A 14,830-nucleotide genomic window follows, 5' to 3' on the forward strand; every position below is an offset into this window, starting at 1 on the left:
GCCCTGTCGCGGCGGTAGCCCCGTAGGGCGGTGGTGGTGGCCCGGCGTGTGGCCAGGTCCTGCCCCGACTCGTCGCGGTGGAAGCCCTCGGGCGGTGGCCTCGCCCTCGGCCGTCGGGCGAGCTGGGCGGACGCCTTGGCCGGGGTTCCCGCCCTGTCGCGGCGGTAGCCCCGTAGGGCGGTGGTGGTGGCCCGGCGTGTGGCCAGGTCCTGCCCCGACTCGTCGCGGTGGAAGCCCTCGGGCGGCGGCCTCGCCCTCGGTTGTCGGGCGAGCCGGGCGGGCACCCTGGCCGGGGCTCCCGCCCCGTCGCCGCGGCAGCCCCGTAGGACGGCCGTGGCGCGCGGCGCGAGGCCACGTCATGCCTCCGCCCCCGTCGCCGCGGCAGCCCCGTAGGACAGCCGTGCCCCCCCGGCGCGAGGCCAGGTCACGCATCCGCCGCTTCCCGGGGGCGGTGCCCCACCTCGACGGCTGCGCAGCGCCAGCGGTGGTCGGGGCCCTGTTCGAGGCGGAAGGCGAGGGCGTGGACGCGGTCGCCGCTGGTGATGCGGGCGAACGCCTCGATGACGCCTTCCCGCGGGGCGTACTCGTCGCAGTGGCGGACGGCGGGTTCGCGGCCGACGAGGAAGGGCTCGTCCACCGGGGTGAGCTGGATCAGTTGCTCGTAGGCCTCGCCGACGGTGTGGTTCAGCATCGAGTGGACGGGTCGGCGGCCGGTGAGCACGGCGAGGATGCGGTCGGCGAACCAGTAGCGGGGGACGGCCTCGCGGGGGCGGCGGGCGGCCGGGCGTTCGCCGGGGCGGCGGCTGTCGCGGCGGGCGGTCGCGGGGCGAGTGGTGGTGCGGCGGGTGGCGGTGGCGGTCCTGCCGGGGCCGGGCGGGGGCCGGTCCATGAGTGCGTCTCCTCTGGGTCGGTCGGGAGGGGCGGCTCTACCGGGCGGTAACCGCTGGCCGCAGCGTGCTGTGCGGGGCCGCCGCAGGCAAGGCGGCGGAGGTCCTGGCGAGGGGCCGGAGAAATTCACCCTTCAGGATGAGAAAGGGGGTGCGGAGCGCTGCTGGGGCACGGCGCGCGGGGGTGACGAGGTGGTCGCCGTGCTGACGGTTCGCGCGGTGGCGCCCCACCCCGAAGGGGGACGCGGGCCACGTATCCTGGGCCCCGTCCAGACCCGACCACGGAAACGGCCCACCATGCGCGTCTACGTCCCCCTGACCCTGCCGGCTCTCGCCCAGGCGCACCGGGCGGGCGAAGTGGGGCCCGGTCCGCTCACCGCCTTCGCCGTCACCCCGGGCCTGCGCGAGTGGTACGTCTCCGACGACATCGAGGAGCTGGAGTACGCGGCGTTGACCCGCGCCGCCCACGGTTCGCTGCGCCTGCTGGCGGCCGACCCGGAGGCGGTCCGGAAGCGGGTCGTCGTCGCGGTGGACATCGCCGACGGCGCCGTCTACGCCGACCCCGACCGGGCGCTCGACCCGGACGCCCTCGGTGAGGTGCGGCTCGACGCGGCCGTGCCGCTGGGCAAGGCCGCCGCCGTCCACGTCGACGCGGACGCCGCGGCGGCGGACGTGGCCAAGGCGGCCGAGGCGCTGGCCGCGGCCGACGGCGGGGATGAGGACGCCCAGTTCGTCGTGGACGGTGCGGACGATCACGAGCTGCTCTGGTTCGCGACGCAGGAGATCGAGCACCTCGTCGGCTGACGGCGCCTGTCCGCCTCAGTTGCCGGAGCGCCGGCCGTCCCCGGGGCGACGTGCCCGGGCGCGACCCCGCCCGGCCCGAATCCCCTGGCCCCATTCCCGCGCCCCCCGTTACCGTCGAACCATGCCTGCCATCACGCCGCACATCGTCTGGGACTGGAACGGAACGCTGTTCCACGACACCGAGGCGGTGCTCGGCGCGACCAACGCCGCGTTCGCGGAGTTCGGGGTGGCGCCGATCACCCTGGACCAGTACCGCGAGCTGTACTGCGTGCCCATACCGCGGTTCTACGAGCGGCTGATGGGTCGGCTGCCCACCGACGAGGAGTGGCAGCTGATGGACAGCAGCTTCCAGCGGCACTACGGGGGGCTGCGGGCGGTCTGCGGGCTCGCCGAGGGGGCCGAGGGGCTGCTGGCGCGGTGGGAGGAGGCCGGGCACAGCCAGTCGATCCTCAGCATGTACGGGCACGAGGAGCTGGTTCCGCTGGTGCGGGGGTTCGGCATCGACCGGCACTTCCTGCGGGTGGAGGGGCGGACCGGCCCTTCCGGCGGGTCCAAGGCCGCGCACATGGCGCGCCATCTTCGTGCCCTCGACGTCGTGGAGGCGGAGCACACCGTGGTGATCGGGGACGCCGCCGACGATGCCGTGGCCGCGCACGCGGTGGGTGCCCGGGCGGTGCTGTACACCGGCGGGTCGCACAGCCGGGGGAGCCTGGAGGCGACCGGCGCCGTCGTGGTCGACTCGCTGGCGGAGGCCGTGGACGTGGCGCACGGGGTGTTCGAGCGGCGGTGACGGCTGGGCGGTGCGGGCGCGGCTGAGCCCCCCCGGCGAGGGTGAGTTCCGTTACACCTGGCCGGTCTCCCGGCCACGGCCTCCCTCACTCGCACCGCAGCCCCATCCGGCCACACCCGCCCCCACCGCGAGACCGGCTCACCGGCCCCCACCCGCCGCCAAACCCGCTCGTCCCCAGCCCCATACCGCCCCGGTCCCCGGGCAGAGCCAGCCGTACGCACCCACGTCCCCCACCTCCCCAGTGGCCGAAAACCGCCCCACCCGAGCCCAACTCCGCGCCCTCGCCGCGAGAGCCCGGTTTTAGCCCCGGAATGCCGTCCCGCCTGCCCGGGGCCGCAGCCGGCCGGGCCCCGGGGCGGCGGCAGCGCACTCCGCCCGCGCCCCAGGCGCCCACGCTGCCCACCAGTCCCCTCTACCCCCTCCGCCCCCACGCCCGGATGCGCGGACCGGCTAAGTTCCCCCATCGGTTTTGTACAGAAGCGGCTCATGACGGGCGCCCCCGGATGCGAGATAGCCTTGGCTCGTGATCAGCGCGATACGCGGCGGGGGCAGTGACGCCCCCGGACTGTGCCCGGTGTGCGGCTTGTGTGCCGCCCCGGGCCTGCCGTGCTGGTCCCTTTCGGGAGAGCGGGCCGCCGACAATGGCCGATAACGCCCCGCTCGTCCCGCTTCCCGGCATAACGTCGAATCCGACCGGAGACCCCGCGTCGCGGCGTTACGTCCCACACGTTTCATCAACGTCTCGCAACGGCGCGCGACAGGAGCCAGAGGACCATGCAGACCAAGCTGGACGAAGCCAAGGCCGAGCTGCTCGAAAGGGCGGCACAGGTCGCTGAGAACAGCCCGGCGGGGGGACGCCTCCCCGTCGGGGCGCCGGGCGGGGGCGCGCCGGACCAGGACTCCGTGCTCGCCTTCCTCCAGCGCTACTACCTGCACACGGCCGCCGAGGACATGGCCGACCGCGACCCGGTCGACATGTTCGGAGCCGCGTACTCCCATTACCGGCTGGCCGAAAAACGGCCTCAGGGCACCGCCAACGTCCGCGTGCACACCCCGACCGTCGAGGAGAACGGCTGGACCAGCAGCCACTCCGTGGTCGAGGTCGTCACCGACGACATGCCCTTCCTCGTCGACTCGGTCACCAACGAGCTCTCCCGGCAGAACCGCGGCATCCACGTCGTCATCCACCCGCAGATCACCGTCCGCCGCGACATCACGGGCCAGCTCGTCGAGGTGCTCCCCGGCGGCGCCGCCGAGCGGCCGGCCGACGCGGTCACCGAGTCGTGGATCCACGTCGAGATCGACCGCGAGACCGACAAGGGCGACCTCAAGCAGATCACCGCCGATCTGCTCCGCGTCCTCTCCGACGTCCGCGAGGCCGTCGAGGACTGGGAGAAGATGCGCGGCGCCGCGCTGCACATCGCCGAGGACCTGCCCGCGGAGCCCGTCGCCGGGGACCTCGGTGACGAGGACGTGGAGGAGGCCCGCGAGCTGATGCGCTGGCTCGCCGCCGACCACTTCACCTTCCTCGGCTACCGCGAGTACCGCCTCATGGACGACGACTCGCTGGCCGCCGTTCCCGGCACCGGCCTCGGCATCCTCCGCGCCGACCCGCACCAGGACGAGGACCACCACCCGGTCAGCCCCTCCTTCGAGCGGCTCCCCGCCGACGCCCGCGCCAAGGCCCGCGAGCACCGGCTGCTCATCCTCACCAAGGCCAACAGCCGCGCCACCGTGCACCGTCCGAGCTACCTCGACTACATCGGCGTGAAGAAGTTCGACGCCGAGGGCAACGTCGTCGGCGAGCGCCGCTTCCTCGGTCTCTTCTCCTCCGCCGCCTACACCGAGTCGGTCCGCCGCGTCCCGGTCATCCGCCGCAAGGTCGCCGACATCCTCAAGGCCGCCGGGTTCTCGCCCAACAGCCACGACGGGCGCGACCTCCTCCAGATCCTGGAGACGTACCCGCGCGACGACATGTTCCAGATCTCCGCCGAGGAACTGCTGCCGATCGCCACCAGCGTCCTGTACCTCCAGGAGCGCCGGCGCCTCAGGCTCTACCTGCGCAAGGACGAGTACGGCCGCTACTACTCGGCCCTCGTCTACCTGCCGCGCGACCGCTACACCACCGGCGTCCGGCTGCGGATCATCGACATCCTCAAGGAGGAACTCGGCGGCACCAACGTCGACTTCACCGCCTGGAACACCGAGTCGATCCTCTCCCGGCTGCACTTCGTGGTGCGCGTCCCCTCCGGCACCCAGCTGCCCGAGCTGACCGACGCCGACCACGACCGCATCGAGGCCCGCCTGGTCGAGGCCGCCCGCTCCTGGGCCGACGGCTTCGGCGAGGCGCTCAACGCCGAGTGCGGCGAGGAGCGCGCCGCCGAACTCCTCCGCCGCTACCAGGGCGCCTTCCCCGAGGGGTACAAGGCCGACCACTCCCCGCGCGCCGCCGTCGCCGACCTCGTCCACCTGGAGCGGCTGCGCGGCGGCGAGGGCCAGCACGACTTCGCCCTCAGCCTCTACGAGCCGGTCGGCGCCGCCCCCGACGAGCGCCGCTTCAAGATCTACCGCACCGGCGACCCGGTCTCCCTCAGCGCCGTCCTCCCCGTCCTGCAGCGGCTGGGCGTCGAGGTGGTCGACGAGCGCCCCTACGAGCTGCGCCGCGCCGACCGCTCCACCGCCTGGATCTACGACTTCGGGCTGCGCGTCCCCGGCCTCAGCCACGTCAACGACTTCCTCGGCGACGACGGCCGCGAGCGGTTCCAGGAGGCGTTCGCCGCCACCTGGACCGGCGCCGCGGAGAACGACGGCTTCAACGCCCTGGTCCTCGGCGCCGGGCTGACCTGGCGCGAGGCGATGGTGCTGCGCGCGTACGCCAAGTACCTGCGGCAGGCCGGTTCGACCTTCAGCCAGGACTACATGGAGGACACCCTCCGCAACAACGTCCACACCACCCGGCTGCTGGTCTCCCTCTTCGAGGCGCGGATGGCGCCCGAGCGGCAGGCCGCCGGCCTGGAGCTGACCGACGGCATCCTGGAGGAGCTGGACGGCGCCCTGGACCAGGTCGCCTCGCTGGACGAGGACCGCATCCTGAGGTCGTTCCTCACCGTCATCAAGGCGACGCTGCGGACCAACTTCTTCCAGCACACCGCGAGCGGCGAGCCGCACGGCTACGTCTCGATGAAGTTCGACCCGCAGGCCATCCCCGACCTGCCCGCGCCCCGCCCGGCCTTCGAGATCTGGGTGTACTCGCCGCGCGTCGAGGGCGTCCACCTGCGGTTCGGCAAGGTAGCCCGCGGCGGCCTGCGCTGGTCCGACCGGCGCGAGGACTTCCGTACCGAGATCCTCGGCCTGGTCAAGGCGCAGATGGTGAAGAACACCGTCATCGTGCCGGTGGGCGCCAAGGGCGGCTTCGTCGCCAAGCAGCTGCCCGACCCGGCCAAGGACCGCGACGCGTGGCTGGCCGAGGGCATCGCCGCGTACAAGACCTTCATCTCGGCGCTGCTCGACATCACCGACAACATGGTCGCGGGCGAGGTGGTGCCCCCGGCCGACGTGGTCCGCCACGACGAGGACGACACCTACCTCGTCGTCGCCGCCGACAAGGGCACCGCCACCTTCTCCGACACCGCCAACCAGGTCGCCGCCGACTACGACTTCTGGCTCGGCGACGCCTTCGCCTCCGGCGGCTCCGCCGGGTACGACCACAAGGGCATGGGCATCACCGCCCGGGGCGCCTGGGAGTCGGTCAAGCGGCACTTCCGCGAGCTGGGCCACGACACGCAGACCGAGGACTTCACCGTCGTCGGCGTCGGCGACATGTCCGGTGACGTCTTCGGCAACGGCATGCTGCTCAGCGAGCACATCCGCCTGGTCGCCGCCTTCGACCACCGGCACATCTTCGTCGACCCGAACCCGGACGCCGCCACCTCCTACGCCGAGCGGCGCCGCCTCTTCGAGCTGCCCCGCTCCTCCTGGGCCGACTACGACACCGGCCTGATCTCGGCGGGCGGCGGCGTCTTCCCGCGCAGCGCCAAGTCGGTGACGGTCAACGCGCACATCCGCGACGCCCTCGGCCTGCCCTCGGGCACCACCAAGATGACCCCCGCCGACCTCATGCGGGCCATCCTCACCGCCCCGGTCGACCTGCTCTGGAACGGCGGCATCGGCACCTACGTCAAGTCGTCCGCCGAGTCCGACGCGGCCGTCGGCGACAAGGCCAACGACGCCATCCGCGTCAACGGCGCCGACCTGCGCGTCAAGGTCGTCGGCGAGGGCGGCAACCTGGGCGCCACCCAGCTCGGCCGGATCGAGTTCGCCCGCACCGGCGGCCGGATCAACACCGACGCCATCGACAACAGCGCCGGTGTGGACACCTCCGACCACGAGGTGAACATCAAGATCCTGCTCAACTCGGTCGTCGCCGACGGCGACCTGACCGTCAAGCAGCGCAACACGCTGCTCGCCGAGATGACCGACGAGGTCGGCACGATGGTGCTGCGCAACAACTACGCGCAGAACACCGCGCTCGCCAACTCCGCCGCCCAGGCATCCTCGCTCCTCCACGCCCAGCAGCGCTTCATGCGCCGCCTGGTCCGCGAGGGCGCCCTCGACCGGGCCCTGGAGTTCCTCCCCGGCGACCGGCAGATCCGCGAGCTGCTGAACAACCAGCGCGGCCTCACCCAGCCCGAACTGGCCGTCCTGCTCGCCTACACCAAGATCACCGCCGCCGAGGAGCTGATCTCCACCCGGCTCCCCGACGACCCGTACCTGATGCGGCTGCTGCACGCCTACTTCCCGAAGGCGCTGGTCGAGAAGTTCCCCGAGCAGATCGTCGCGCACGCGCTGCGCCGCGAGATCATCACCACGATGCTGGTCAACGACACCGTCAACACCGGGGGTTCGACCTTCCTGCACCGGCTCCGCGAGGAGACCGGTGCCTCCATGGAGGAGATCGTCCGTGCCCAGCTCGCCGCCCGCGAGATCTTCGGCCTCAGCGCCGTCTGGGACGCCGTCGAGGCGCTCGACAACCAGGTGCCGGCCGACGTCCAGACCCGCGTCCGGCTCCACTCGCGCCGCCTGGTCGAGCGCGGCACCCGCTGGCTGCTCAACAACCGGCCGCAGCCGCTGGCCCTCGCCGACACCATCGACTTCTTCCAGGAGCGGGTCGGCCGGATCTGGGCCCATCTCCCCACGCTGCTGCGCGGCTCCGACCTGGAGTGGTACGAGTCGATCATGGACGAGCTGGTCAAGGCCGGGGTCCCCGAGGAGCTGGCCGGGCGGGTCGCCGGATTCTCCTCGGCCTTCCCCACCCTCGACCTGGTCGCCATCGCGGACCGCACGGACAAGGACCCGCTCGCCGTCGCGGAGGTCTTCTACGACCTCGGGGACCGGCTGCGGATCACCCAGCTCATGGACCGCATCATCGAGCTGCCGCGCGCCGACCGCTGGCAGTCCATGGCCCGCGCCTCCATCCGCGAGGACCTGTACGCGGCCCACGCGGCGCTCACCGCCGACGTACTGGACGCCGGGAACGGCGAGGCCACCCCGAAGGAGCGGTTCGAGAGCTGGGAGCGCCAGAACACGGCGATCCTCACCCGCGCCCGGGCCACGCTGGAGGAGATCCAGAACTCCGACAGCTTCGACCTGGCCAACCTCTCGGTCGCCATGCGCACCATGCGCACCCTGCTGCGCGGCCGGGCCTGACACCCCGCCGCACGCCGCGTCCACCGGCCCGTCCCCGCTCCTGCGGGGGCGGGCCGGTGGACGCCTGGGGGCCGGGCGGGTGTGTCGGGCGCGCGGGGCACCGGGCCGTGGTGTGAGCTGGGTCCGTCGAAGCGGCGGCCCGCGCCAGGGCCCCGGCGGGAGAGGGAGGACGCGTGCCCCGGTTCAGCGTGGTGGTGCCGGTCCACCGGGTCCAGGGATATCTGCGGGAGTGCCTCGACTCGCTCCTCGGGCAGGAGCTGGACGACCCGGCGGAGCTGGAGGTGATCGCCGTCGACGACGCCTCGCCGGACGCGAGCGGGGCCATCCTCGACGAGTACGCGGCCCGCGACCCCCGCCTCACCGTGGTCCGGCATGCCGAGAACCGGGGCATCGGCCAGGCCCGCAACACCGGCGTCGCCCACGCCACCGGCACCTACCTGCTCTTCCTCGACAGCGACGACACCCTCACCCCCGGCTCGCTGCGCGCCATCGGCGACCGCGCCGAGGAGACCGGCTCGCCCGACATCGTCCTCTACGACTACGAGCGGACCTTCTGGTGGAACGGCCGCCGCCGCAACCGCGACGCCGCCGTCCTCGCCGCGCCCGGCCCCGAGGTCTTCACCGTCGCCGAGCGCCCCGAACTCCTCGACCTGTTCACCGTCGTCTGGAACAAGGCGTTCCGCCGGGACTTCTTCCTGGCGGGTGGCTTCACCTTCCCCGACGGCTACTACGAGGACGCCGTCGTCGTCTACGAGTCCCTCTTCACCGCCGCCCGCGTCACCCTCCTCGACCGGGTCTGCGTCTCCTACCGCCAGCGCCGCCGGGGCAACGCCCTGCGCACCCCCGACCGCGCCCACTTCGCCGTCTTCGACCAGTACGGACGGCTCTTCCGCTTCCTCGACACGCGCCCGGAACTGCACCGGTGGCGGAGCTTCCTCTTCCACCACATGACCGACCACTACCTCTTCATCCTCAGCCGCCCCGACCGCGTCCCGCCCGCCGCCCGCGCCGAGTTCTTCGCCCGCGCCGCCCGCGACCACCGCCGCCACGCCCCGCCGGACCTCGTCCGCCCGGGCGGGGTCCAGGGCGCCGAGTACCGCGCGCTGGAGCACGGTTCGTACCTCGGCTTCCAGGCGCTGCGCACCGCCGCCGGCGCCCGTCTGAAGGCCGTCCGCGAACTCCGGCGCACCCGCACCCGCGTCGGCCGCAGGGCGTACGCCGCCTACTACCGGGCCCAGCGGCAGCGGCCCCTCGACCCGGGCCTCGCCGTCTACGCCGCCTACTGGTACCGGCCGCCCGCCTGCAACCCGTACGCCGTCTTCGAGAAGGCCCGCCAACTGGCGCCGGGGGTGCGCGGGGTGTGGGTGGTGCGGGAGAGCCTGGCCGGGCGGATGCCCGAGGGGGTCGACTTCGTCGTCGCCGGGTCGCCGCGCTACTGGGAGGTGCTGGCCCGCGCCACGTACTTCATCAACAACGTCAACTTCCCCGACCACTACGTCAAACGCCCCGGCCAGCTCCACCTCCAGACCCACCACGGCACCCCGCTCAAGCGGATGGGCATCGACCAGATCCGCTACCCGGCCGCCGCCAAGGGGATGAGCTTCGCCAAGCTGCTGGCCCGCGCCGACCGCTGGGACTACAGCCTCTCCTCCAACCAGCTCTCCGCCGAGACCTGGGAGCGCGTCTACCCCTGCTCCTTCACCAACTGGAACCTCGGCTACCCGCGCAACGACGTCTACGCCCGCGCCACCCCCGCCGACACCGCCGCCGCCCGCGCCCGCGTCGGCGTCCCCGAAGGCCGCACCGCCGTCCTGTACGCCCCCACGGTCCGCGACTACCAGTCCGGCTACGTCCCCCGCCTGGACCTCGCCCGCCTCGCCCGCGCGCTCGGCACCGACGGCGTCCTGATGGTCCGCACCCACTACTTCTACGGCGACAGCCCGGAGGTGCGCAGCCTCGCCGACGACGGCGTCCTGCTGGACGTCTCCACCTACCCGGTGGTCGAGGACCTCTGCCTCGCCTCGGACGCCCTGCTCACCGACTACTCGTCCATCATGTTCGACTACGCCAACCTCGACCGGCCGATCGTCACCTACGCCGACGACTGGGAGGTCTACGTGAAGTCCCGGGGCGTCACCTTCGACCTGCTCTCCGGCCGCCTCGGCGACACCCCGGGCGCCGTCGCCACCAGCGAGGACGAGCTGATCCACCTCTTCGAGGAGGGTGCCTGGGACGGCCCCGCCGAGCGGGAGCGCCGCCGCGCCTTCCGGGCCCGCTTCTGCCCGTGGGACGACGGGGCGGCGGCGGAACGGGTGGTGCGGGCCTTGTTCCGCCCGCCGGGGTGACGCCCGCCCCCGGACGCCCACCCCCGGCCTCCGGGGACTACCGCCCCGGCCACCCCTCCCACGCCGAGCTCACCATGTCACGCGGCGTCAGCCGCGCCCGCCAGCCGAGCGCCTCGGCGGCGCGTTCGGCGGAGGCGACGACGCGAGCCGGGTCGCCGGGGCGCCGGTCGACGACCACCGGCTCGATGTTCTTGCCGGTGACCTCGTTGATCAGGTCGATCAGCTCACGGACGGAGACACCCCGGCCGCTGCCCACGTTGACCGTCAGGTCCTCGCCCGGGGTGGCGGCGGCCAGCGCGCGGGCGGCGGCGACGTGCGCCTCGGCGAGGTCGACGACGTGGATGTAGTCGCGGACGCAGGTGCCGTCCTCGGTCGGGTAGTCGTCGCCGAAGATCTGCGGGGGCACCCCGTCGGTGAGGCGCTCGAAGACCATCGGGACGATGTTGAAGACACCGGTGTCGGCCAGCTCCGGGCCGCCCGCGCCCGCCACGTTGAAGTACCGCAGGCAGGCCGTGCGCAGGCCGTGGGCGCGGCCGGTGGCGCGGACCAGCCACTCGCCGGCCAGCTTGGTCTCGCCGTAGGGGCTCATCGGCGCGCACGGCGTCTCCTCGGTGACGAGGTCGACGTCGGTCATGCCGTAGACGGCCGCCGAGGAGGAGAGGACGAAGGAGTCGACGCCCGCGGCGACGGTGGCGGCGAGCAGGACCCGCAGGCCCTCGACGTTGTCGTGGTAGTAGCGCAGCGGCACCGAGACCGACTCGCCGACCTGCTTCTTGGCGGCGAGGTGGATGACGCCGGTGATGGCGTGGTCGGCGAAGACCTTGTCGAGCAGCGGGCGGTCCAGGGTCGTGCCCTGGACCAGGGTCGCGGACGCCGGGAGGCGGCCTTCGACGCCCGTGGAGAGGTCGTCGAGGACCACGGCGTCCTCGCCCGCCTCGGCCAGGGCGCGGACTACGTGCGCTCCGATGTAACCGGCGCCGCCAGTGATCAGCCAGGTCATGGTCACCTGTTTCGTCGTGTCCCGGGCCGCCCGTCGTACCGGGGCGCGCGCGGGGCGGGCCCCGGGCGGCCGTGTGCCCCGACCGTATCCCCGACGGGCCCCGGCATGCCGCCAGCCGGGGCCATTTCCCGCCCCGCGCCCGGCAGATTATCGACACGGAGTGCCGGTGTGGCTACCGTCGGTCGCGATGTCTGCCGCCGCCCCCGCCTCCGCGTCCCCCGCCCCCACCAGGCACGCAAGCCCGTCGGACGGGCTCGCCCCCGGCGGCCGGGTGGACGCGCTGACCGGGCTGCGCTTCCTCGCCGCGCTCGCCGTCTTCGCCCACCACTTCACCGGGCTCGGCGGGCCGGAGAGCGGGGTGGCGCGGGTCCCCGCCTTCTTCCCGTACACCACGATGGGCGTGCACGGCGTCGGGTTCTTCTTCGTGCTCTCCGGCTTCCTGCTGGCCTGGGGGTACCGGCCGGGCACCCCGGCCCGGCTCTTCTACTGGCGGCGCGCCGGGCGGATCTGGCCCGCCCACCTCGTCGCCGGCCTGATCGCGCTCGTCCTGCTCTTCTGGTGGGGCGGCCGCGAGACCGACACCTTCTCGGTGCTGGCCTCCGTCCTCCTCGTCCAGACCTGGTTCCCCGGCGTGACCCCGGCCCTGCCGGGCAACAGCGTCGCCTGGACCCTCAGCGTCGAACTCTTCTTCTACGCCCTCTTCCCGCTGCTCGTCCGGGCCGCCCTCGCCCTGCGCACCCGCACCCTGCTCGCCGTCTCCGGCGCCTCCCTCGCCGTCATGGCCGCCGTCAACCTCTGGCTCCTCACCCATCACCCGGCCGCCACCACCGAGTGGGTGATGCGCCACCCGCTGGCCCGCCTCCCGGAGTTCGGCCTCGGCCTCGCCGCCGCCCTCGCCCTGCGCCGGGGCACGCGCCCCGCACTGCGGGCCCTGCCGGTGGCCGCCCTGCTGGGCGCGTACACGGTGGCGTACACCCGGCGGGCGGAGTGGGCGGGGGAGGGGGCCGTGGTGCTGGAGGCGACGGTGCGGCCCGTGGTGGCGCTCCTCGCGGTGGGGCTCGTGGTGGCCTGCGTGGTGCGGGCCACCGGCGGCGGCGGGCGGGGGGAGGGATGGCTGGCCTCGCCGGCGATGGTCCGGCTCGGTCTCTGGTCGTACGCCTTCTACCTGCTGCACCAGACGCTCAACTACGCCATCACCGACCGGTGGGGGCACCAGCCGGCCGGCGGCGTCGCCGTCTTCACGATGATCGGGACGGCCGTGGTGGCGACCGCGCTGGCCGGGGCGCTGTACCACGGGGTGGAGGAGCCGGCCCGGCGCTGGTGGGCCGGGCATCCGCCGCGGTGGGTGAGGGGCGATGGTGACCTGGGGCGGGCTCGGGCGTTGTTGTTCTCACACAGGAGCGGGGGGCCGTCTTGAGGAGTCGCACATGCACCGATCGGCGTACGAGCAGATGGAACTCTGCGTCTCGGCCTATCTCCCCACCGGCCGCCGCGTCAGCGTCGTCGACCTCGGCTCCCGCGTCTCGGACGGCCAGAAACTGACCCACCGCGCGCTGCTGGAGGGGTACGACGTCGCGTACACCGGTGTCGACGTGCGCGACGGCGCCAACGTCGACCGGGTGATGACCGCCCCCTACCGGGTCCCCGTCAAGTCGGCCAGCGCCGACGTGGTCCTCTCCGGGCAGGCCTTCGAGCACATCCCGTTCTTCTGGGCGTCGATGCTGGAGATCACCCGCATCCTCAAGCCCGGCGGCCTCGCCTTCGTCACCGCCCCCTCCCGCGGCCACGTCCACGACGCCCAGGACTGCTGGCGGTACTACCCCGACGGCTTCCGCGCGCTCGCCGCCTACTGCCGCCTCGACCTGCGCGAGGCGTACACCGACTTCCCGCCTTCCAGCGGCATCCGGCACGCCTACCGCTCCATCGACGCCAAACACGCCTACTGGGGCGACTCGGTCGGCGTCTTCCAGAAGCCCCGCAACCACCCGCGGCTGACCATGGCCCTCGTCCGCGCCACCACCCTGTGGTGGGCCAACCGCGTCGGCGGCGTCGACCGTGTCCCGCTGCCCGCCCCGCTCCCCGGCCGCGACCGGTGCGGCCGCCCCGCGCAGAGCGTGCCGGTCCCCGCGCCCGCCGCCGCGGCCGACCCGGCGGCGGGCGACCGGGCCGGGACGAACGGCTGACGGCGCGCCGGGACACGCCGGGGCGCCGCCCGCCGCCCCGGCCGACCTGGTACGTAAGCCGCGTATCAATGCGCAGTTGACGAGACGTGACATCCGGGACAAGGCGTGCGTACTGTCAGGCGCCATGGCATGGAAGAACACGGTGAACTCCGTTCTCAAGCAGCTCACCGGATACCACCTCACCCGCGCCGCGGTTCCCGCTCCGCGCGCCGTCCCCGCCGCCGACGCGGCGCCGAAGACGAAGTCCGGGCCGAAGAAGCTCCGCCTCCCCGAGGACTACGACGAGGAGGCCAAGGAGATCGTCCGCGCCGTCAAGCCGTGGACCATGACCTCACCGGAGCGGCTCAACGCCTTCATCCTCGCCACCCGGCACGTCGTCCGCCACGACATCCCGGGCGCCGTCGTGGAGTGCGGGGTCTGGCGCGGCGGTTCGATGCAGGCCTGCGCCAGGACCCTGCTCGGCCTGGACGCCACCGACCGCGACCTGTACCTCTTCGACACCTTCGAGGGCATGCCCCCGCCCACCGAGGAGGACCTGCGCCGCGACGGCCGCTCCGCCGAGGAACTCCTCGCCGCCCAGGGCAAGGACCGCCCCATCTGGGCCGTCGCCTCCCTCGACGACGTCCAGGCCGGTTTCGATAACGTGCCCTACCCGAAAGAGCGCCTCCACTACGTCCAGGGCCTGGTCGAGAAGACCGTGCCCGCCGAGGCGCCCGAGCAGATCGCCGTCCTGCGCCTGGACACCGACTGGTACGCCTCCACCCGGCACGAACTGGAGCACCTCTACCCGCGGCTGGTCAGCGGCGGCGTCCTGCTCATCGACGACTACGGCTACTGGCAGGGCTCCCGCCGCGCCGTCGACGAGTTCCTGGAGGCGACCGGCGAGCGGCTGCTGCTGCTCCGCATGGACGAGGGCCGCATCGCGGTCAAGCCCTGACACGCCGGGCGCCCCCTGCCCGCCCCGGCGCGCGTCACCCGAACGGACCTGTCCGGGTGACCTGTGCCGGGGTGCCGGGTTGTTAACCCGTAGGGGGCGTCCGACAGCTCCTGCACAGGCGCCCGCGGCGCCCGGCAGGATCCGTCAGACCTCCCCAGGGCCCCGGCGGGACGCTTTT

At 73.3% G+C, this 14,830-nt stretch carries 10 protein-coding genes; 7 read left to right on the plus strand and 3 right to left on the minus strand.

Going from position 1 to position 14,830, the window contains the following annotated elements; all coding sequences use genetic code 11:
• Both ACFWMZ_RS10960 and ACFWMZ_RS10965 read right to left on the minus strand, forming a co-directional pair.
• The coding region (locus tag ACFWMZ_RS10960; protein ID WP_383200839.1) for a hypothetical protein at positions 1-284 on the minus strand (284 nt) is incomplete at its 3' end.
• Between the two features lie 140 nt (positions 285-424).
• The gene (locus ACFWMZ_RS10965; protein ID WP_383173605.1) at positions 425-889 is read right to left on the minus strand and encodes an Rv3235 family protein; all 465 of its coding nucleotides are present in this window, start codon (positions 887-889) and stop codon (positions 425-427) included.
• A 295-nt stretch (positions 890-1,184) separates the two neighbouring features.
• Between ACFWMZ_RS10965 and ACFWMZ_RS10970 the strand changes: the two genes are divergently transcribed.
• From ACFWMZ_RS10970 to ACFWMZ_RS10985, 4 genes are all read left to right on the plus strand, one after another.
• Positions 1,185-1,691 (plus strand): DUF6912 family protein, encoded by a 507-nt coding sequence (locus ACFWMZ_RS10970; protein WP_383200842.1) that lies wholly within the window; start codon positions 1,185-1,187, stop codon positions 1,689-1,691.
• Between the two features lie 121 nt (positions 1,692-1,812).
• Positions 1,813-2,481 (plus strand): HAD family hydrolase, encoded by a 669-nt coding sequence (locus ACFWMZ_RS10975; RefSeq protein ID WP_383173599.1) that lies wholly within the window; start codon positions 1,813-1,815, stop codon positions 2,479-2,481.
• A gap of 774 nt (positions 2,482-3,255) precedes the next feature.
• On the plus strand, positions 3,256-8,187 hold the full coding sequence (locus ACFWMZ_RS10980; RefSeq protein ID WP_383200845.1) for an NAD-glutamate dehydrogenase: 4,932 nt from the start codon (positions 3,256-3,258) through the stop codon (positions 8,185-8,187).
• Between the two features lie 173 nt (positions 8,188-8,360).
• A complete protein-coding gene (locus ACFWMZ_RS10985) occupies positions 8,361-10,532 on the plus strand; it encodes a CDP-glycerol glycerophosphotransferase family protein (RefSeq protein WP_383173593.1) in 2,172 nt (723 codons plus the stop codon).
• Between the two features lie 37 nt (positions 10,533-10,569).
• On the opposite strand, the gene galE is transcribed toward ACFWMZ_RS10985, so the two are convergent.
• A complete protein-coding gene (galE, locus tag ACFWMZ_RS10990; protein WP_383173591.1) occupies positions 10,570-11,532 on the minus strand; it encodes a UDP-glucose 4-epimerase GalE in 963 nt (320 codons plus the stop codon).
• A 187-nt stretch (positions 11,533-11,719) separates the two neighbouring features.
• On the opposite strand from galE, the gene ACFWMZ_RS10995 reads away from it, so the two are divergent.
• From ACFWMZ_RS10995 to ACFWMZ_RS11005, 3 genes are all read left to right on the plus strand, one after another.
• Positions 11,720-12,949 carry an acyltransferase family protein gene (locus ACFWMZ_RS10995; protein ID WP_383173588.1) on the plus strand — a complete coding sequence of 410 codons (1,230 nt, stop codon included), beginning with the start codon at positions 11,720-11,722 and terminating at the stop codon, positions 12,947-12,949.
• Positions 12,950-12,959: 10 nt separating this feature from the next.
• On the plus strand, positions 12,960-13,715 hold the full coding sequence (locus ACFWMZ_RS11000; RefSeq protein WP_383173586.1) for a methyltransferase domain-containing protein: 756 nt from the start codon (positions 12,960-12,962) through the stop codon (positions 13,713-13,715).
• A gap of 124 nt (positions 13,716-13,839) precedes the next feature.
• The gene (locus tag ACFWMZ_RS11005) at positions 13,840-14,652 is read left to right on the plus strand and encodes a TylF/MycF/NovP-related O-methyltransferase (RefSeq protein ID WP_383173583.1); all 813 of its coding nucleotides are present in this window, start codon (positions 13,840-13,842) and stop codon (positions 14,650-14,652) included.
• Positions 14,653-14,830: the final 178 nt, after the last annotated feature.

Source organism: Streptomyces sp. NPDC058373, assembly GCF_042723275.1.
Lineage (GTDB): Bacteria > Actinomycetota > Actinomycetes > Streptomycetales > Streptomycetaceae > Streptomyces.

What these genes read in the sequence shown, in the direction of transcription:
- ACFWMZ_RS10965 (WP_383173605.1), bottom strand. Translation starts at nt 889, where the DNA reads ATGGACCGGCCCCCGCCCGGCCCCGGCAGGACCGCCACCGCCACCCGC.
- ACFWMZ_RS10970 (WP_383200842.1), top strand. Translation starts at nt 1,185, where the DNA reads ATGCGCGTCTACGTCCCCCTGACCCTGCCGGCTCTCGCCCAGGCGCAC.
- ACFWMZ_RS10975 (WP_383173599.1), top strand. Translation starts at nt 1,813, where the DNA reads ATGCCTGCCATCACGCCGCACATCGTCTGGGACTGGAACGGAACGCTG.
- ACFWMZ_RS10980 (WP_383200845.1), top strand. Translation starts at nt 3,256, where the DNA reads ATGCAGACCAAGCTGGACGAAGCCAAGGCCGAGCTGCTCGAAAGGGCG.
- galE (WP_383173591.1), bottom strand. Translation starts at nt 11,532, where the DNA reads ATGACCTGGCTGATCACTGGCGGCGCCGGTTACATCGGAGCGCACGTA.
- ACFWMZ_RS10995 (WP_383173588.1), top strand. Translation starts at nt 11,720, where the DNA reads ATGTCTGCCGCCGCCCCCGCCTCCGCGTCCCCCGCCCCCACCAGGCAC.
- ACFWMZ_RS11000 (WP_383173586.1), top strand. Translation starts at nt 12,960, where the DNA reads ATGCACCGATCGGCGTACGAGCAGATGGAACTCTGCGTCTCGGCCTAT.
- ACFWMZ_RS11005 (WP_383173583.1), top strand. Translation starts at nt 13,840, where the DNA reads ATGGCATGGAAGAACACGGTGAACTCCGTTCTCAAGCAGCTCACCGGA.